Origin of the sequence: Sphingomonas arantia (assembly GCF_042682045.1) — a bacterium.
GTDB classification, from domain to species: Bacteria; Pseudomonadota; Alphaproteobacteria; order Sphingomonadales; family Sphingomonadaceae; genus Sphingomonas_R; species Sphingomonas_R arantia.
Genome location: NZ_JBHUGS010000004.1, coordinates 240,019 through 258,389 on the forward strand (window position 1 = coordinate 240,019; position 18,371 = coordinate 258,389).

Here is an 18,371-nt window from a genome sequence, read left to right on the forward strand (position 1 = left end):
GGAGCGCGTGATGGCGGATCGGATACTAGTTTTCTACGGGTCGTACCGATCGGACCGGACGGGGATCCGGTTGGCGAACTATATCATGGCGGGCCTGCGGGCGCTGGGGGCGGAGCCGGAGCTGATCGATGCGAAGGTGGTCGGGCTGCCGATGCTGGACCGGATGTACAAGGAGTATCCGGCCGGGACCGCTCCGCAAGCGATGGAGACGCTGGCGGGCAAGATCCGCGATGCCGACGCGTTTCTGTTCGTGGTGGGCGAGTATAACTGGAACGTGCAGGCCGGGCTAAAGAACCTGGTTGACCATTATCTGGAGGAATGGGCGTGGCGGCCGGGGGCGATCGCGAGCTATTCCGCGGGGCGTGTCGCGGGGGCTCGGGCGAGTTTGGCTTGGCACGGGATCCTGCCGGAGCTGGGGATTGCGGTGGTGCCGCGGACGCTGACCGTCGGGTCGATCGGGGATGCTCTGGACGCGGGCGGGGTGCCGACCGGGGCGGGTGGGGCTGCGCTGGAAAAGGCATTTCCGCGGTTTGTGGAGGATCTGGCCTGGTGGACTGCCGCGACGCGGGGGGCGCGGGCGCGGGGGGTGCCTGGTTCGTCCTGACCTACGGAAGTCATCCCGGCAGAGGCCGGGATCTCCCTTGAGCTGGAGGTTTGCTCTTCACCGGAGGGAGATCCCGGCGTTCGCCGGGATGACGGTTTGGGGAAGCGGTTTTAGCCCAGCCCCGTCTCCAGAAACCGCTCCGCCACGGCACAATGCAGCGCCACGCCCTGCGCCATGACGGCTTCGTCGATGGTCATGCGGGTGTTGTGGAGCGGGGGGTTGGTGGCGGGGTCGGTGCCGGGGAGGGCGGCGCCGAGGAAGGCCATGGCGCCGGGGACGGCTTGCAGCACGTAGGAGAAATCCTCCGCGCCCATCATCGGGGCGGGCATCGGTTGCCAGGTGTCGGGGCCGCCGAGGGTGTCGGCGCAGGTCCGGACGAGATCGGTCGCGCGCGGATCGCAGACGGTGACCGGGTAGCCGGGGTCGATCGTGACCTCCGCGGTGCAGCCGTGTGCGGCGGCGACATGTTCGGCGATCCGCCGGAACCCGGCGCGGGCGGCGGCGCGGGTGTCCTCCGACAAAGTGCGCAGCGTGCCGAGCAGTTCGACCGTGTCGGGGACGATGTTGTGTGCGGAGCCCGCGTTGATCTTGGTGATCGACAGGACGGCGGGATCGCCGACGGGGATGTGGCGCGCGATGAAGCCTTGCAGCGCCAGCACGACCTCGCACGCGACGGGCACCGGATCGATGCAGTCGTGCGGCATCGCGGCGTGGCCGCCCGCGCCGCGGATGGTGAGGTGGAGCGTGTCGGTGGACGCCATCAGCGTGCCGGGGCGGCCGACGACCTTGCCCGAGGGCATGTTGGGCGAGACGTGGAGCGCGAAGGCGGCGTCGGGCTGGGCGACGTCGATCAGCCCGTCGGCGATCATGTGGCGTGCGCCGTGATGCCCCTCCTCGCCCGGCTGGAACATGAAGACGACGGTGCCGGCGAGCTCCGCGCGGCGGGCGGACAGCGCCCGGGCCGCACCGACGAGCATCGCGCTGTGCGTGTCGTGGCCGCAGGCGTGCATCCGGCCGGGGATGGTCGAGGCGAACGGCAGCCCGGTCTCCTCCGTCATCGGCAGGGCGTCCATATCGCCGCGGAGCAGGACGGTGCGGCCGTTGTCGGCGCCGCGCAGGATGGCGACGAAGCCGGTGGTGGACGGTCCCGAGTGGATTTCGAGCGGCAGGCCGGCGAGCGCGGCCTTGAGCTTCTCCGTCGTGCGCGGGCAATCGAGGCCGGTTTCGGGCTCGGCGTGAATCGCGCGGCGGAGCGGCACGATCGCGTCCATTTCGGCGAGGCCGGCGGCGGTCCAGTCGGTGTCGGTCATGATGCGAGTCCTCTTTGCCCCGAGTTTAGCGCGGCGTGCGCGAATGTCATGAGGCGCCGGTCTCGGCCGCGGGGATGATGCCGTCGGCGAGCAGGGCGTTGAGCGCGGGAACGTGGCTTTCGGCGCGGGGGTGGGGGCTCGGGTCGGACGTCATGACGACGGTGAGCGCGAGATCGGGGACGACATAGACCATCTGGCCGCCATAGCCCCAGGCGAAGTGGACCGGGTGGCCGCGCGCGGTGGTGGAGAACCAGCCATAGCCGTAAGGGTTGCCGCTCCACGGCGAGGTGGTGCGCGGGCGCCAGCTTTGCGCGACCCAGCCGGCCGGCAGGATGCGGCGGCCGCGCGCGACGCCGTCGTTGCGGTAGAGTTCGCCGAACGCGGCGAGCGAGCGCGGCGACATCAGCATGTCGTTGCCGCCGAAGTAGATGCCCTGTGCATCGCGCGGCCAGGGCGGGATGCCGATGCCGAGCGGTGCGGCCAGCCAGTCCTGCGCCAGCGCGTGCGTGCTGCGCCCCGACGCGCGGGTGAGCATGGCGGACAGGATGTGCGAGTTGCCGGTAGAATAGAGCATCGCGCCGCCGGGTTCGGCGACGAACGGGCGGGACAGCGCGAACCGGACCCAGTTGGGGCTGGCGACCCAGCGACCGTAATATTCGCCCGAGGTGCGTTCGAGCCCGGACTGCATCGAGAGCAGGTTGCCGACCGTGATGCGGAGCAGCCGCGGGTCGGGGTTTGCCGGCATGTCGGCGCGCAGGACGCTGGCGACGGTCTGGTCCGTGCCGGTCAGGACGCCGCGCTGGATGGCGATGCCGGCGAGCGCGGACAGGACGGTCTTGGACGCGGACTTGACCGAGACGGGCTGGTCGAGCGGCGGGCCGGTGAAGCGCTGGGCGACGACTTCGCGCCCGTCGCGCAGGACGAGCAGCGTGCGCAGGCGGGGGAGGCGCGCGGCGGTGGCGAGGGTTTCGCGGACGCCGGCGGGGTCGAGGCCGGTGGTCGGTTTGGTGGTTTGGGGCGGTTGCGGGGCGGGTTCAGCCGGGGCCTGCGTGCAGGCGATGAGGAGGAGGGCGGACAGGGGGGCGAGCGGGTGCATATTTTAGAGATAAGGGCTGGGGGGCGGGATTGCGCGCCCCTCCCCGGTCAGCGGCGGACGTCGAGGCCGCCGGCGAGGAAGGCGTCGATGTCGGACTGGCCGAACAGGCTGGCGTCGCCGGGCAGCGAGTGCTTGAGGCAGGCGAGCGCGAGGCCGGTGGCGACGGTGCGTTCCTCGTCGAGGCCGGAGAGCAGGCCGTGGAGGATGCCGGCCGCGAACGCATCGCCGCCGCCGATCCGGTCGACGATGCCGGCGACGACGACCTCGGCCGTCTGCCAGTCGCGCTCGGGGGTGTCGATGCGGGCGGAGAGCCGGTGGCGGTCGGCATCGTCGACGTGGCGCGCGGTCGACGCGATCCAGCGGAGGTTGGGGAAGGTGGCGAACCCGGCCTCTGCGGCGTGGCGGCGGCGGTCGGTGCCGTCGCCGTCGAACGGCCGGTCGAGCAACAGCGCCATGTCGCGGTGGTTGCCGAAGAACAGGTCGGCCGAGGCGACCAGTTCGGTCAGGATCGCGCGCGGGTCGCTGTCCCACGCCTCCCACAGCCGCGCGCGGTAGTTGCCGTCGAAGCTGATCCGGACACCGGCGGCCTTTGCGGCGACGACGGCGCGGAGCGCGGCCTGTGCGGGCACGGGGCCGAGCGCGGGGGTAATGCCGGACAGATGGAGCCAGTCGACGTCCGCCAGGGCGGCGGTCCAGTCGATCGCGTCCGCGGTGGCGAGGGCGAATGCGCTGTAGGCGCGGTCGTAGACGATGTCGGAGGCGCGCAGGCCGGCGCCGGGGGTGAGGAAATAGAGCCCCATCCGGCCGGGTGCGGTGGCCAAGCCCGACACGTCGACGCCGTAGCCGCGCAGTTCGCGGGTTGCCGCCGCGCCGAGCGGGTTGGCGGGCATGATGCCGACCATCCGGGCGTGGTGGCCGAGGCAGGCAAGCCCGGTCGCGACGTTCGATTCCGCGCCGCCGACGCAGACGTCGAGCCGGGCGCTTTGCAGGAGAAGCTCGCGGCCGGGGGCGGTCATGCGGAGCATGATCTCGCCGAAGCAGGCGATGCGGCCGGTTTGCTTGGGGGTTTCCATCATCGTCTCCTGGCGTGCCGCGGTCGGGGCGGCTGCTTTGGGGCGGGGGTGTAGGCGATGTGTGGGGAGGGTTCGACCGGTTTCTGGGTGAGCGGGGTTTGCGCCGCGCGACTAGGTCGGGCTTCACCGAAGTGATATCCCGGCTTTCGCCGGGATGACGGTTTTGGGGTGGGGTGGCGGTTCCGGTGCTGCGACGGTTTCGGCGCGCTTGGGTCTTCGGCCCGGGGTGGGCTGGAAGCCGGCTCTTCACCCTGCAATCGTCATCCCGGCGGAGGCCGGGATCTCGCTTGGGCTGGGGGTGAGCGCTTCACCGAAGGGACATCCCGGCTTTCGCCGGGATGACGTGTTTGGGGTAGGGATGCGGAGTTTGCGCTCGCGCTTCGGCGGCGGGGGTGGTTCGCGGTCCGGTCTGGGTCCCGGCCTTCGCCGGGGAACTGTTCTCGGGGCGTTCGGCGGAGGGGTTAGTTGATCAGGGCGACCAGCGCTGCGCCCAGGCCGCCGGCGAGGAGGGCCACCAGCGCGTAGCGCCAGCCGCCGCCGATGCGGACGACTTCGACGGCGCGCAGGGGAGGGAGCGGCGGCGCGGCGCCTTCGGGGGGGAAGCGGGCTTCGATGCGGCGGACGAGTTCGGGGATGGCGGCGAGCGTCTTGAAGTCCGCGGTGAGGCGGTTGGCGACGGCCGCTTCGGGGCCGAGTTCGGAGCGGAGCCAGTCCTTCACGAACGGGCCGGCCGATTCCCACATGTTGATGTCCGGATCGAGCGCGGTCGCGACGCCTTCGACCATGACCATCGTCTTTTGCAGGAGCAGCAGGTGCGGCTGCGTCTGCATGTCGAAATCGCGGGTGATGGCGAACAGGCCGTCGAGCATCTGGCCGACCGACATGTCTTTGACCGACCGGCCGCGCATCGGTTCGCCGACCGCCCGGAGCGCGGTGGCGAATTCCTCCAGATCGTGGTGCGCGGGGACATATTGCGCCTCGAAATGGATCTCGGCCACGCGGCGGTAATTGCCGGTGATGAGGCCGTAGAGGATTTCCGCCAGCCACATCCGCGCGCGGCGATCGATCCGGCCCATGATGCCGAAATCGATCACGGCAAGCCCGCCGTCATGCGTGACGAACAGATTGCCCTGATGCATGTCGGCGTGGAAGAAACCCTCCGCGATCGCCTGGCGCAGGAAGGCGCGGAGCAGGACCTGGGCGAGGTGGGCCGGATCGTGGCCGGCGGCGACGATCGCGGCGCGGTTCGACAGCTTGATCCCGTCGATCCATTCGAGCGTCATGACCTTGCCCGAGGTCCGCTGCCAATCGATCGTCGGCACCTTGAAATCGGGTTCGGCGGCCATGCGTTCGCCGAGTTCGGAGGCGGAGGCGGCCTCGCGACGCAGGTCGAGTTCGCGCGCGGTCCAGCGCTTGAAGGTGGCGATCGTCAGGCGCGGGCGGAGGCGGGCGAGTTCGCCGCCCATTGCCTCGACCTGCGCCGCGGCCCATTCGTAGGTTTCGATGGCGCGCGCGAATTCCGCCTCGACGCCGGGGCGCAGCACCTTGATCGCAACGGTGCGGCCGTCGGTGGTGACCGCGCGGTGGACCTGCGCGATCGACGCGGCGCCGACCGGCACGGGATCGATCGAGGTGAACAGCGTGGAGATCGGCTTGGCGAAGCTGGCGACGATCTGCGCCTCGATCACCGAGAAGGGGAGCGGGGGGAGCGCATCCTGGAGGCGGGTGAGGTCGCGCGCGGCATCCTCCCCCACCAGATCGGGGCGGGTGGCGAGCGTCTGGCCGAGCTTGATCGCGGCGGGGCCGATCGCCTCCAGCGCGTCGGCATAGGCCGGCACCTTCGGCACGCGCGCGCCGATGCGGGCGATGCGCGCGAGGCGGCGGACCATCGGCGGTGTGAGCGGATCGCGTTCGATCCCCTTCAGCGCGCCGTGGCGGGCGAGCGTGCGGCCCCATTTGAGCAGGCGGTAGAGATGGACGGCGGGCGCGGTCATGCGGTGCGCGGCTCCGCATCGATTCGAGCGTGGTGGACCCCCGCCGGTGCGGGGGTACGGACGAGACCCATCGTCAGATCTTCCAGCCGCTATGGATCGCGACGAGGCCGCCCATGATCGGTTCGACCGACGTGCGGACGAAGCCGGCGTCGTCGATCATCGCCTTGAACGTCGGCATGTCGGGGAAGCGGCGGATCGACTCGATCAGGTATCGGTAGCTCGCCTCGTCATTGGCGAGGAGCTTGCCGAGTTGCGGCACCATCTTGTGCGAATAGGCGTCGTAGACCTCGCCAAAACCGGGCCAGACGGTGGTCGAGAATTCGAGCACGAAGAACCGCCCGCCGCGGACCAGGACGCGGTGCGCCTCCTTCAGCGCGGCCGGGATATCGGTGACGTTCCGGATGCCGAACGCGATGGTGTAGGCATCGAAATGGCGGTCGGGGAAGACGAGCGTTTCGGCGTTCGCTTCCGTCCAGACGAGGCCGTCGATGCGGCGCTTCACGGCGCGGTCCATGCCGACGGCGAGCATCGCGGCGTTGATGTCGGCGACCGTAACCTGCGCGCCCGAAGCGGCCATGCGGAACGCGATGTCGCCGGTGCCGCCGGCCATGTCGAGGATGCGTTCGCCCGCGCGCGGCTTCACCCGGCGGACGAAGCGGTCCTTCCACAACCGGTGCATGCCGCCGGACATGGCGTCGTTCATCAGGTCGTATTTCGCGGCGACGTTCTTGAACACGTCGCCCACGCGGGCGGTCTTTTCGGACGGATCGATGTCGGCATAGCCGAAGGGGACGGTTTCCATGGGGTTACGCATAGCGGAGCCGGCGGGCGGGGCATAGCGGGACATTCTGTCTTGGGGGCTCGGGGTTCGGTCGGGGGGCTTTCTTGTTGTCCGGGCTGTGCCATATCTTCGCCCATGCATCTTTCCACCGAAGCGATCGTGTGCGGCGTGATCCAGCATGGGGAGACGGGGACGGTGGCGCGGTTGCTGACGCCGGCGGACGGGATGCAGCCGGGGTATGTGCGCGGCGGGCGGTCGCGGCGGTTGCGGCCGGTGCTGGTGCCGGGGAATGTCGTGCGGGCGGAATATCGCGCGCGGACCGATACGCAGCTGGCGGCGCTGACCGTGGAACTGGTGACGAGCCGCGCGCCGATGCTGGCCGAACCGGCGGCGGCGGCGGCGATCGAGTGGGCGACCGCGCTGGCGGCGACCGCGTTGCCGGAGGCGCAGGCCTATCCGCGGGTGCATGCCGCACTCGACGGGACGTTGCGGGCGATCGAGAGTGCGCCGTCCGCGCGGATCTGGGCCGCGGCGCTGGTGCGGTACGAACTGCTGCTTCTGGCGGAGCTGGGGTTCGGGCTCGACCTGTCGGCGTGTGTCGCGACGGGGGCGCGGGAGGATCTCGGCTATGTCAGTCCGAAGAGCGGTGCGGCGGTGTCGCGGGCGGCGGGGGACGGTTATGCCGATCGGCTGCTGCGGTTGCCGGCGTTTCTGGCGGACGGCGCGGCGGCGGACTGGGATGCGATCGGCGACGGGTTCCGGCTGACCGGGCATTTCCTGGCGCGCGACCTGCTGACCGAGCGGCGCGCGAGGGTGCTGCCGGCGCGCGAGCGGTTGATCACGAGGTTGCAGCGCGCCGCGACCTGACGCAGAGGGAGCCGCGAACCAAGAACGGAGATCGCCCATGTTGATCGCTTTGTTGCCGGGAGACGGGATCGGGCCGGAGGTCGTCGCGCAGGCGCGGCGCGTGCTGGATGCGGTGTGCGGGGATGCGTTGTCGTACGAGACGGCGGCGGTCGGTGGCGCCGCGTATCACGCGACGGGCCATCCGTTGCCGCCCGAGACGCTGGCGCTGGCCGAGCGCGCCGATGCGGTGCTGTTCGGTGCGGTGGGCGATCCGACATGCGATGCGCTGGAGCGCGCGTTGCGGCCGGAGCAGGCGATCCTGGGGCTGCGCAAGGCACTCGGGCTGTTCGCCAATCTGCGGCCGGCGCGGCTGTTTCCGGAGCTGGCCGACGAGTCCGCGCTGCGCCCCGAGATCGCGCGGGCGATCGACATGGTGATCGTGCGCGAGCTGAACGGCGACGTGTATTTCGGCGAGAAGGGCATGCGCCGGACCGCGACCGGGCGGCGCGAGGGCTATGACGTGATGTCGTACGACGAGGACCAGGTCGCGCGGATCGCGCATGTCGGGTTCCGGACGGCCATGGGGCGCGACCGGCGGCTGTGCTCGGTCGACAAGGCCAATGTGCTGGAGACGTCGCAGCTGTGGCGCGACGTGGTGATCGAGGTGTCGGCCGACTATCCGGACGTCGCGCTGGAGCATATGTATGTCGACAACGCCGCGATGCAGCTGGTGCGTGCGCCGGGGCGGTTCGACGTCATCGTGACGGGCAATCTGTTTGGCGACATCCTGTCCGACCAGGCATCGATGTGCGCGGGTTCGATTGGGATGCTGCCGTCCGCGTCGCTGAACGAAAGCGGCAAGGGGCTGTACGAGCCGATCCATGGCTCCGCGCCGGATATCGCGGGGCAGGGCAAGGCGAACCCGCTGGCGACGATCCTGTCCGCCGCGATGATGCTGCGCCATTCGCTGGGCCGGCCGGACGACGCGGACCGCATCGAGACCGCGGTGGCGAAGGCGCTGGCGGGCGGCGCGCGGTCGCCGGACCTGGGTGGGGCGATGACGACCGAGGCGATGGGGGATGCGGTGCTGGCGGCTTTGTAGGCCGCCAGCACCGCCGCTGTCTCAGCGGTTGCAGTTGCCCGCGCTGTCCTTGGAACGGCACTGGTTGCAGAGTTCGCCCGTGGTCGGCTTGCCGGACTGTTCCACAATATTCGTTGTCGGCCAGAGCGTGCAGTTCCGACAGAAGTGCCAGGTATCGCTGGTCTTGTTGCGGCGATATGCCATATTTCGGTCCTTCCGATGAGTAGGACGTTACTTTCGGTTAAGACCGATGGTTAATAAAGGCGGAGTCCGCTCCGATACGGAGGGACTCCGTAGGTTTGACGTCCGGTTTGAACCGATAGTTGGATTTGAGTGGTGAGGTTGCGGGTCGTTGTACCCGTCGAGCCCCGGCGCGAGTGTCTCGCGCGTGCAATGGCGGTGGGCTAGCTTCGATCATGGCCCGGATCGTTCTTGTCACCATTGGCTCGCTGGGCGACCTGCATCCGTTCATCGCGATCGGGCGGGCGTTGGTTGCGCAGGGCCACGGGGTCGTGTTGGCCGTTCCGGACGATGGGGTGGCGAAGGTGCGCGGGGCGGGGCTCGATGCTGCGGGCATCCTGCCGGGTTATCGTGCGATCTGCGCGCGGGTCGGGTTGAGTGCGGAGGCGGTTGCCGCGCGGATCCTGGTCGATCCGAACTTCGTGATCGACGAGATCCTGATGCCGACGTTGCAGTCGAGCACGGCGGCGCTGGATGCGTTGGCGGTGGGTGCCGACGTGATCGCCGGATCGATCTTCGCGCTGTCCGCGGGGATCGTCGCGGAGAAGCGCGGGCTGCCGCTGGCGAGCGTCGTGCTGCAACCGATGACGCTGTTTTCTGCCTGGCAACCGCCGGCGGCGCCGCGGTTTGCGATGATGCGGCACGATCCGCGCAGCGTGGTCGGGCGCGGCTGGAACCGCGCGTTCTTTGCGCTGGCGCGGATTGCGCTGCGCCGGCGGCATGGGGCGCGCATCGATGCGGTGCGGGCCGAGCATGGGCTGGGGCGGGCGGCAGGTGCGCCGATGCTGGATCATGGAGCGGCGACGAGGGCGGTGCTGTGCTGCTGGTCGTCGGCGCTGGGGATGTTGCCGCCGGATGCACCTGCGTGCGCGGCGCTGGTCGGCTTTCCGTTTTTCGACAGCGAGAGCGGGGGCGCCGAGGAATTGGCGCCCGAGATCGAGGCGTTCCTGTCCGACGGGGATGCGCCGATCGTGTTCACGCTGGGGTCGTTCGCGGTGGCGGCGCCGGGGGGCTTCTATGAGCGGGCCGCCGAGATCAGTCGGGCATTAGGGCGCCGCGCGCTGTTGCTGACCGGGCAGGCGGACGCGGCGCGGCGCGAGGGGGATTGCCTGTCCGTCGGATATGCGGCGCATTCGGCGGTGTTTCCGCGGGCGTCGATCGTGGTGCATCATGGCGGGGCCGGGACGACGGGGCAGGCCTTGCGCGCCGGCCGGCCGCAGGTGATCGTGCCGCATTTCGGCGATCAGCATGACAACGCGGTTCGAGTGGTCGCCGCCGGGTTGGGTCGCACGATCGGGCGCGGGCAGTTCGATCTGGCGCGTGGCAAGGCGGTGATCGCGGGCGTCCTGGCGGATCGGGATATGGCGATGCGTGCCGAGTGGGTCGCGCGCCATCAGGTCGGCGAGGATGGGGCGGCGGAAGCGGCGCGGCGGATCGTGGCTTTGGTGTGAGTGTGGATTGGGGCCGCGGCGGGGCTCGGTCGCGATGGACGTGGTCGGTTCGTCCGGTTGTCGCGATCGAACGCGTCTGCGTCGGCTTTCGAGAACGCAGCCACGCAAGCCGAATGGCGGCGGGAACGAGAGGGTCCGGCGCGGCCGAACTCCTGCATTGCAACGCGGATCGCATGGTCGACAGGTGGCGATGACGGGGCTCGCGAACGTTGCTGCGGTTCGTCTCATGGCGAGCCCCCGCGTCGGCTGTCCGGGTGTCGTCGCGTCTGGTGTTTCCGACCTGACGCGATGCATCACTCACTCGCTGGCGAACAACTCGCGTTCGACGGCCAGGACCAGCGCGTCGGCGTCGGGGGTGGTGTCGGGGGTGAAGCGGGCGACGACCTGGGCGTCGCGGCCGATGAGGAATTTTTCGAAGTTCCAGAGGATGGCGGACGGGTCGGTCGGGGCGCGGCTGCCGAGCTTGTCGCGCAGGGCGGTGCCGCCGGTGGCGGTCGGTTCGGCCGCGATCAGCGCGCGGTAGAGCGGGTGGGCGTTTTCGCCGGTGACGGGGGTCTTGGCGAACATCGGGAAGGTGGCGCCGGTGCCCTTCACGAACGCGGCGATCTCTTCGTCCGTGCCGGGTTCCTGGCCGGCGAAGTCGTTGGACGGGAAGCCGAGGACGGCGAACCCTTCGGCCTTGTACTTTGCGTAGAGCGCCTCGAGCCCGTCATACTGGTTCGTCAGGCCGCATTTCGACGCGACGTTGACGACCAGCAGGACCTGGCCGGCATAGTCGGCCAGCGTGGCGTCGGCGCCGTCGATGGTCTTGAGCGGGATGTCGGTGAGCGCGGTCGGCATGGTGTGGCACCTGTGCTGTTTCGTTGGGGCAGGGGTATCGCCTGTCTCTGATGCGGGCAACCGGCCGGCGGCGGTGCTGTTCCATGCACTTGCACGCCATCGCCGGCACGGGCAAAGCAGCGCGCATGAAAAGGCATACCGGGCAGGACCGCAACATCACCGAGAACTGGCGCCCCGCGACGCAGGCGGTGCGTGGTGGAACGGCGCGGTCGGAATATGGCGAGACGTCGGAGGCGTTGTTCCTGACGTCGGGCTATGCGTACGACAAGGCATCCGACGCGGCGGCACGCTTTGCGGGCGAGCAGGTCGGCATGACCTATTCCCGGCTGCAGAACCCGACGGTCGAGATGCTGGAACAGCGCATCGCGTTGATGGAGGGTGCGGAGGCCGCGCGCTCTATGGCGAGCGGCATGGCGGCGATGACCGCGGCGTTGCTGAGCCAGGTGCAGGCGGGCGACCATGTCGTCGCGGGGCGCGCGGCGTTCGGATCGTGCCGCTGGCTGACCGACACGTTGCTGCCGAAATTCGGCGTGGCGACGACGATCGTCGACGGGACGGACACGCAGGCCTGGGCCGATGCGGCGCGGCCGGAGACCAAGCTGTTCTTCTTCGAAACGCCGGCCAATCCGACGCTGGACATCGTCGACCTGGCTGCGGTTTGCGGGATTGCGCGCGAACGCGGGATCACGAGCGTGGTGGACAATGCGTTCGCGACGCCACTGCTCCAGCGGCCGATGGATTATGGCGCGGACGTGGTGGCGTATAGCGCGACCAAGATGATGGACGGGCAGGGCCGCGTGCTGGCCGGGGCGGTGTGCGGGACCGCGGAGTTCATCGACAAGACGCTGCTACCGTTCGTGCGCAACACCGGGCCGACATTGTCCGCGTTCAATGCGTGGGTGGTGCTGAAGGGGCTGGAGACGCTCGACCTGCGGATCAACCGGCAAAGCGAGAATGCGCTGAAGGTGGCGCAATTCCTCGAGGCCCGCGTGCCGCGCATCCTGTATCCGAACCTGCCGAGCCATCCGCAGCACGAGCTGGCGATGCGACAGATGTCGGCCGGGGGCACGATCCTGTCGCTGTTCGTCGATGGCGGGCGGGCCCAGGCCCATGCGTTGCTCGATGCGCTGGAGCTGGTCGATATCAGCAACAATATCGGCGATTCGCGCTCGCTGATGACACATCCGGCATCGACCACCCATGCCGGGTTGTCGGAGGAGGTCCGGACCGAAATGGGCGTGACCGAGGGGATGCTGCGGCTGAACATCGGGCTGGAGGATCCGCTCGACGTGATCGACGATCTGGACCGGGCGCTGACCGCGGCCGGGTTGCCGGCATGAAGGCGCTGTTTCCCTATGCGGCGACGACGCGCGACTGCGTGGTGCGGGTGTCGGTCAGTTACCTGCCGGAACAGTCGGACCCGGCGAAGGGGCGGTGGTTCTGGGCCTATCACATCCGGCTGGAGAATGAGGGGAAGCATGCGTTGCAGCTGCTGACCCGGCACTGGATCATCACCGATGGGCGCGGCGCGCGACATGAAGTGCGCGGCGACGGCGTGGTCGGCGAACAGCCGCTGATCGAGCCGGGGCGGACGTTCGACTATGTCTCCGGCTGTCCGCTCCAGACGCCGAGCGGCGCGATGGAGGGGAGCCTGCACATGCTGGGCGCGGACGGGACGGCGTTCGATGCGACCATCCCGCGCTTCCAGCTGATCGCGCCGGCGGTGGCGCGTTGAAGCGGACGCATCTGCCGCTGAACGCGCTGCGCGTGCTCGACGCAGCGGCGCGGCATCTGAGTTTTACGCGTGCGGCGGACGAGCTGGCGGTGACGCCGGCGGCGGTGGGACAACAGGTCCGCGCGCTGGAGGATACACTCGGCGTCGTGCTGTTCCGGCGGACGGCGAAGGGGCTGGAATTGACGCCCGAGGCGGCGGCTGGGCTGGGTGCGCTGCGCGACGGGTTCCTGCAGTTCGAGGAGGCGGTGCGTGCGATCCAGTCGGGGCAGACGTCCAAGACGCTGACGATCGCGGCGCCGCGTGATTTGACCGCGCGGTGGCTGGGGGCGCGGCTGGCGGCCTATGGCCGGACCGATCCGGAGCTACGCTTCGTCCTGATCGCGAGCGACGAGGAGCTGGATTTCACGCAGGCGAACCTGGACCTTGCGATCCGGCTGGCGGACGGGCCGGGCGAGCATGAGGGCGCGGCGCTGGGCGATGCCGGGTTCGTAACGGTGGCGATGCCGGACGCGCCGGACCGGACGATCGCGTGGCCGGGCCATGCCGGCGACGGCGCGGTCGACGGCGCGGTGGTGACGGTGGCGGATGCCGGGTTGGCGATCGATGCGGCCGCGCAAGGCTTCGGCCGTGCGACGGTGCCGGCGCTGCTGGCGGCGGGCGATATCGCCCCGCTGGTGGTGCAGGGGCAGGTGCCCTCGCTGCTCGGCTACTGGCTGATCGCGCCGGTGCCGCAGTGGCGGCAGCGGAAGGTGAAGGCATTGGTGGGGGCTTTGCTGGGCTGAGAGGATGCACGGCCTTAGCGTCGCGATTCCTGATCGGGTATTTACCCGTTCGGTTGGAGCTAGACTTTCGCGGATTTGTCTGCGCCTTCTCGACGGGTTCGAACTGGGCATCCCACATTGCGCCTTTGTTGAACGCTTCCCAGCAAAGCCGAGCAAGTTCACGAGTGTAGCCCTGAAAGGCGCTGCCGGTTCCTCGACATCGATCGGGATGGAGCGGTCCAACGGGATGCCGCTCAAGTCGGCGAGCACGTTCGAGTTCGGTGCCACGACCGGTCGGCCCGGTCAGGAGGGTGAGGCGGGTGTCGGCGCAGGCGGTTCGGCGGCGAGGTCGAGCCGTTCGTAGCGCGCGGTCGGACCGTGGCGGCGGATGCGGCTGCGCGAGTCGCTCATCATGAGCGACGTGAGCGTGTAGCGTTCGACATGGTAAGCGCCGCCGGGATTGTCGTCCGGCGCGGCGAACGGGGTGTAGCGACGGGCGGCAAGGCTGACCAAGACCGGGCGGGCCCAGGCGGGGTCGTTCTCGCTGTGGCGGAGCAGCTCGATATCGGCGACGGTGCCGTCGGGGCGGATCCAGAAGCCGAAATCGCCCCACGCATCGTCGAACGACCGCGTCGCGATCCAGTTGACCGCACCGCTGCCGAGACCGACGCCGACGGGTGCGTCGTGGATCAGGATCGGCATCGGGGTCGGATTGCGCGCGAAGGCGGCGATGACCGCATCGGTGCTGTCGGTGCGTCCCGCGCGACGATCGAGCCGGGCGAGCAGGATGCGTGCGGCCATCGCGAACGGGCGGCGGGCCGGATCGGTGGCGTCGACGACGGCGGTCAGGTCGCGGCGTGCATCGCTCGTGAAGCCGATGCTGTCGCGCAGGATCGCCTGGCGCAGTTGCACCATCGTCGCGATGTCCGGGCGGTTGGCCTTGCGCGCGCGTTTCACGACGTCGCCGTAAACCGCCTGTGCGCGGTCGTATTGGCCGAGGCCGCTGTTCATTTCGCCCGTCTCGATATCGGCGGAGAGTGATTCGACGCTGTCGTCCGGCAGGCCCGCGCGGATCGAGCGGCCGATGCCGTAGACGGCGCGGCGATACGCCTCGCCCTCGCCCAAGTGGATCGCGACGCGGCCGGTGACGCGGTAGAGATCGGCGACGGGGCGGGGATAGTCCTTTGCGAAACGGGCGTTGCGCGAGATTGCGCGGTTGAGGACCGACCGCGCCGCCGCATAGTGTCCGGCGAGGAACTGGGTTTCGACGACGGCCAGCGTACGGTCGATGTCCTCGTTCGGCGGGCATTTGCGGGCGATGCACTCCGCGAGCGCGCGGGTGGCATCTGCCAGCGGACGACCGGTGACGACGATCGTCTGGGTCTGCGCGGGGGCGGCCGGTGAAGGCGCAGGCGGAGCGAGCAGCGCGGCGAGCAGGACGAATGCGGTCATGGCACCTCTTCGCCGACAAGCTGAACGACCCGCGTGAGAATGGCAACCAACCGTCGTTCGGCGAGCGTCGCGGTCGGGTCGTTCCAGCTGGCGCTGACCGCGTACCAGGTGCCGCCGCGGGTGCGGAGCAGGTAGCTCATCGCCAGCACGCCGGCCTCCGACCCGCCCTTGTAGCCGACATAGCCGAAGGACGGGTCCGTGCCGGGCAGGCCGGGGCTGATCGCCAGCAGCGTGAGCGCGGTGGCGGCGGCGCTGTCCGGCTTCGCGCCGCCGCGGCGGAACCAGTCGAGCGCGGTGACGACCGCGTTCGGGCTGGCGAACCATTCGATCGTGTCGATGTGGTGCGGGCGGGTTTCGAGCGCGGCATAGTCGATCGCGGTGCGCGGCGTGGCGGCGACCCGGCCGGCGAGCATGCCGCGGCGCGCGGCGGGGGTGGCGCGGGCGTAAGTGTCAGCGGGGGTACCGCCGGCGGTGCCCTTCAGCGTCGCCATTTCGAGCGTGGTCAGGAACGGGTCGTTGCCGGGGAGGGCCGGCCAACCGAGCGCAGGGCCCATCGCGGCGATGCGGTCGCGGCCGAGCAGCGCGATCAACGTGTCGGTCGCGCTGTTGTCGCTGCGCGAGATCATGAGCGCGGCGAGGCTGTGGAGCGTCAGCGGGGCGCGGTCGGGCCAGTCCTGCAGGATGCCGCTCGGCACGGAGCGGTTGGTGAGCGGCGCGACGTCGGTCCAGCGCCGCTCGCCCGCGTCGATCGCGCGAACCAGTTCGGCGAGGACGAGCAGCTTGAAGGTGGAGCCGACCGCCTGCGCACGGTCTGGGTTCGCGCCGACGATCGTGACCGGGCGGTCGCCGCCGAGCCGTGCGACGGACAGCGCGGTGGTGCCGGGGAGCGCCTTCAACGCGGTGACGGCGGCGGCGAGCGTGGGCAGGCGGGCGCTGGCCGCGGTCAGCGTGAGGCCGGCGATGCGCCCGGGCGGGGCGGGGTCGAGCGTCATGACGGCCGAGGCGGTGGCGCGTTCCTGCACGATGGTGAGCGCGTAGCGGTTGGTCCCGGCCGGGGTGACGCTGCCGATGCGGAGCGCGCGGCCGCCTTCCGCCACGATCTGCGCGGCGAGCGCGCGGAGTTGCGCCGCGGGCACGTCCGCGAGGAAAGTCGGCGTGAAGCTGTCGACGAGCTGGCCGCCGCCGTTCAGGATCGCGATCAGGTCATTGGCGCGGGCTGCTGCTGCTTGATTTGCAGTCGCCGGGGCCGCCGCAGTGCCGGCGGGTGCCGCGATCTGGACCGCGACCGTCATGGCGAGCAGGGCAGGGTACGATCGGGTCACCCCTGGACGCGTTCGTGGTGCCGGATGACCTCGTCGATGATGAAGCGGAGGAAGGCTTCGGAGAAATCGGGGTCGAGATTGGCGGATTGGGCCAGCGCGCGGAGCCGTTCGACCTGGCGGGTTTCGCGGCTCGGATCGGCGGCGGGGAGGCCGGTCGCGGCCTTGTGCGCGCCGACGGCCTGCGTCACCTTGAACCGTTCGGCGAGGAGGAAAACGAGCGCCGCGTCGATATTGTCGATGCTCTGGCGGTAGCCGGCGAGGACGGGGTCGGGGCTCAGGTCTGGCGTGTCGGTCATGCTGTGTCTCCTCGGGCACGCCCTTATTGCGGGTGGCGACGAGGCTGCCAAGCGGCCTTGCGCTTGTAAGGAACGGAGGCCACTTGGGGTCCATGACAGCGACCTTGATCCCGATCCGGCAGGGCCGGCCGCCGAGCCTCGATGCGCTGATGACGCTGGTTTCGCAGGACATGCACGCGGTGAACCGGGTGATCCTGGACCGGATGCAGTCGCAGGTGCCGCTGATCCCGGAGCTTGCCGGGCATTTGATCGCGGGCGGGGGCAAGCGGATGCGGCCGATGCTGACGCTGGCGTGCGCGCGGTTGCTCGAGTATCCGGGCACGCGGCATCACATGCTGGCCGCCGCGGTGGAGTTTATCCACACCGCGACTTTGCTGCATGATGACGTGGTCGACGGGTCGGGCCAGCGGCGGGGCAAGCGGACCGCGAACATGATCTGGGGCAACGGGCCGAGCGTCCTGGTGGGGGACTTCCTGCTGAGCCGGGGGTTCGAGCTGATGGTCGAGGACGGGTCGTTGCGCGTGCTCAAGATCCTGAGCCATGCGTCGGCGGTGATCGCGGAGGGCGAGGTCGAGCAGCTGTCGGCGCAGCGCCGGGTCGAGACGGCCGAGGCGCAGTATCTGAAGATCATCGATGCCAAGACGGCGGCGCTGTTCGCGGCGGCGTGCCGGATCTCGGCGGTGGTGGCGGAGCGCGATGCGGCGACCGAGGCGGCGCTGGACAATTACGGGCGGTATCTGGGGATCGCGTTCCAGCTGGTCGACGATGCGATGGACTATGCGTCGGACGCGGCGGTGATGGGCAAGGACACGGGCGACGACTTCCGCGACGGGAAGGTGACGTTGCCGGTGATCCTGGCGTTCGCGCGCGGCACGACCGAGGACCGCAAGTTCTGGCGCGATGCGATGGAGGGGCGGCGGGCGTCGGACGCGGACCTGGCGCACGCCACGACGCTGTTGCAGGACACGCATGCGATTGCGGACACGGTGGCGCGGGCGCGGCATTATGGTCAGCGGGCGATCGACGCGTTGTCGGGGATCGGGAGTGGTCCGGCGCGGGCGGCGCTGGTGGAAGCGGTCGAGTTCGCAATTTCCAGGGCTTATTGAGCGGCCGCACTGTTTCCCACCGTTGCAGTACCCCGGCGGATGCCGGGTCCAGACTCGAGTGTTTCGCCCAGCTCGAACCTTCACGGAAGGGCCGACAGCAGCTGAAATAAGCGGCAGATCCACGAGCCGCACGGTGTTGCATCACGCGCGCCCGAGCCCAGCACTCTCCCTCGGTCCCCCGGCGCGGGTCGGGCCCTAGGTGAAGCTGTTTCACCCAGACGCGGCCTACGTCGGGGAACTGACCTGTGGGGGGCCGAGCGACTCACACCTATCCATGATTCGGGCACCTCACGGACTCGGCCTAGCCCTCGACGACCCTCGCAAACCTCCGGAAACAGGCCATTCAGGCCACTTCCGTCATCCTCTGCCACAAAACTGCAATT

At 69.8% G+C, this 18,371-nt stretch carries 18 protein-coding genes; 8 read left to right on the forward strand and 10 right to left on the reverse strand.

The window, feature by feature from the left end; translation table 11 throughout:
• Window positions 1-10: 10 nt before the first annotated feature.
• A complete protein-coding gene (locus ACFSGX_RS15080; RefSeq protein WP_380931137.1) occupies window positions 11-604 on the forward strand; it encodes an NADPH-dependent FMN reductase in 594 nt (197 codons plus the stop codon).
• 110 nt (window positions 605-714) lie between these two features.
• Here the strand turns inward: ACFSGX_RS15080 and ACFSGX_RS15085 are convergent, their stop codons facing one another.
• The 5 genes from ACFSGX_RS15085 to ACFSGX_RS15105 all read right to left on the reverse strand — a co-directional run bounded on the left by ACFSGX_RS15085 (window position 715) and on the right by ACFSGX_RS15105 (window position 6,879).
• Window positions 715-1,914 carry a M20 metallopeptidase family protein gene (locus ACFSGX_RS15085; protein WP_380931138.1) on the reverse strand — a complete coding sequence of 400 codons (1,200 nt, stop codon included), beginning with the start codon at window positions 1,912-1,914 and terminating at the stop codon, window positions 715-717.
• Window positions 1,915-1,960: 46 nt separating this feature from the next.
• The gene (locus tag ACFSGX_RS15090; protein WP_380931139.1) at window positions 1,961-3,010 is read right to left on the reverse strand and encodes a serine hydrolase domain-containing protein; all 1,050 of its coding nucleotides are present in this window, start codon (window positions 3,008-3,010) and stop codon (window positions 1,961-1,963) included.
• A gap of 47 nt (window positions 3,011-3,057) precedes the next feature.
• Window positions 3,058-4,083, reverse strand: coding sequence for a sugar kinase (locus ACFSGX_RS15095; RefSeq protein ID WP_380931140.1), 1,026 nt, complete (start codon window positions 4,081-4,083; stop codon window positions 3,058-3,060).
• Window positions 4,084-4,544: 461 nt separating this feature from the next.
• Complete coding sequence (ubiB, locus tag ACFSGX_RS15100; RefSeq protein WP_380931141.1) at window positions 4,545-6,077, reverse strand: 2-polyprenylphenol 6-hydroxylase; 1,533 nt, start codon at window positions 6,075-6,077, stop codon at window positions 4,545-4,547.
• A gap of 73 nt (window positions 6,078-6,150) precedes the next feature.
• Window positions 6,151-6,879, reverse strand: coding sequence for a class I SAM-dependent methyltransferase (locus tag ACFSGX_RS15105; RefSeq protein WP_380931142.1), 729 nt, complete (start codon window positions 6,877-6,879; stop codon window positions 6,151-6,153).
• A gap of 114 nt (window positions 6,880-6,993) precedes the next feature.
• Here ACFSGX_RS15105 and recO point away from each other — a divergent pair, with 114 nt between their 5' ends.
• Both recO and leuB read left to right on the forward strand, forming a co-directional pair.
• Window positions 6,994-7,725 (forward strand): DNA repair protein RecO, encoded by a 732-nt coding sequence (recO, locus tag ACFSGX_RS15110; RefSeq protein ID WP_380931143.1) that lies wholly within the window; start codon window positions 6,994-6,996, stop codon window positions 7,723-7,725.
• Between the two features lie 37 nt (window positions 7,726-7,762).
• A complete protein-coding gene (leuB, locus tag ACFSGX_RS15115) occupies window positions 7,763-8,806 on the forward strand; it encodes a 3-isopropylmalate dehydrogenase (protein ID WP_380931144.1) in 1,044 nt (347 codons plus the stop codon).
• Window positions 8,807-8,827: 21 nt separating this feature from the next.
• Here the strand turns inward: leuB and ACFSGX_RS15120 are convergent, their stop codons facing one another.
• Window positions 8,828-8,989 carry a hypothetical protein gene (locus ACFSGX_RS15120; protein ID WP_380931145.1) on the reverse strand — a complete coding sequence of 54 codons (162 nt, stop codon included), beginning with the start codon at window positions 8,987-8,989 and terminating at the stop codon, window positions 8,828-8,830.
• A gap of 212 nt (window positions 8,990-9,201) precedes the next feature.
• Here ACFSGX_RS15120 and ACFSGX_RS15125 point away from each other — a divergent pair, with 212 nt between their 5' ends.
• On the forward strand, window positions 9,202-10,476 hold the full coding sequence (locus ACFSGX_RS15125) for a glycosyltransferase (RefSeq protein WP_380931146.1): 1,275 nt from the start codon (window positions 9,202-9,204) through the stop codon (window positions 10,474-10,476).
• A 297-nt stretch (window positions 10,477-10,773) separates the two neighbouring features.
• On the opposite strand, the gene ACFSGX_RS15130 is transcribed toward ACFSGX_RS15125, so the two are convergent.
• The gene (locus ACFSGX_RS15130; protein WP_380931147.1) at window positions 10,774-11,316 is read right to left on the reverse strand and encodes a glutathione peroxidase; all 543 of its coding nucleotides are present in this window, start codon (window positions 11,314-11,316) and stop codon (window positions 10,774-10,776) included.
• Window positions 11,317-11,441: 125 nt separating this feature from the next.
• Between ACFSGX_RS15130 and metZ the strand changes: the two genes are divergently transcribed.
• From metZ to ACFSGX_RS15145, 3 genes are read left to right on the forward strand one after another with little or no spacing between them, the layout of a single operon-like run.
• The gene (gene metZ / locus ACFSGX_RS15135) at window positions 11,442-12,656 is read left to right on the forward strand and encodes an O-succinylhomoserine sulfhydrylase (protein WP_380931148.1); all 1,215 of its coding nucleotides are present in this window, start codon (window positions 11,442-11,444) and stop codon (window positions 12,654-12,656) included.
• Entirely contained in the window at window positions 12,653-13,051 is a 399-nt protein-coding gene (apaG, locus tag ACFSGX_RS15140; protein ID WP_157177787.1) for a Co2+/Mg2+ efflux protein ApaG, read from the forward strand. The genes metZ and apaG overlap by 4 nt, the downstream gene beginning before the upstream one ends.
• A complete protein-coding gene (locus ACFSGX_RS15145) occupies window positions 13,048-13,833 on the forward strand; it encodes a LysR family transcriptional regulator (RefSeq protein WP_157177788.1) in 786 nt (261 codons plus the stop codon). Before apaG ends, ACFSGX_RS15145 begins: the two co-directional genes overlap by 4 nt.
• A 282-nt stretch (window positions 13,834-14,115) precedes the next feature.
• Here the strand turns inward: ACFSGX_RS15145 and ACFSGX_RS15150 are convergent, their stop codons facing one another.
• Genes ACFSGX_RS15150 through ACFSGX_RS15160 form a run of 3 tightly spaced genes read right to left on the reverse strand, consistent with a single transcriptional unit; the run spans window position 14,116 to window position 16,882 of the window.
• The gene (locus ACFSGX_RS15150) at window positions 14,116-15,264 is read right to left on the reverse strand and encodes a hypothetical protein (protein ID WP_380931149.1); all 1,149 of its coding nucleotides are present in this window, start codon (window positions 15,262-15,264) and stop codon (window positions 14,116-14,118) included.
• On the reverse strand, window positions 15,261-16,586 hold the full coding sequence (locus ACFSGX_RS15155; protein WP_380931150.1) for a serine hydrolase: 1,326 nt from the start codon (window positions 16,584-16,586) through the stop codon (window positions 15,261-15,263). Before ACFSGX_RS15155 ends, ACFSGX_RS15150 begins: the two co-directional genes overlap by 4 nt.
• Window positions 16,583-16,882: a chorismate mutase gene (locus ACFSGX_RS15160; RefSeq protein ID WP_380931151.1), complete on the reverse strand. Its 300-nt coding sequence runs from the start codon at window positions 16,880-16,882 to the stop codon at window positions 16,583-16,585. The genes ACFSGX_RS15155 and ACFSGX_RS15160 overlap by 4 nt, the downstream gene beginning before the upstream one ends.
• Window positions 16,883-16,974: 92 nt before the next feature.
• On the opposite strand from ACFSGX_RS15160, the gene ACFSGX_RS15165 reads away from it, so the two are divergent.
• The gene (locus ACFSGX_RS15165) at window positions 16,975-17,988 is read left to right on the forward strand and encodes a polyprenyl synthetase family protein (RefSeq protein WP_380931152.1); all 1,014 of its coding nucleotides are present in this window, start codon (window positions 16,975-16,977) and stop codon (window positions 17,986-17,988) included.
• Window positions 17,989-18,371: the final 383 nt, after the last annotated feature.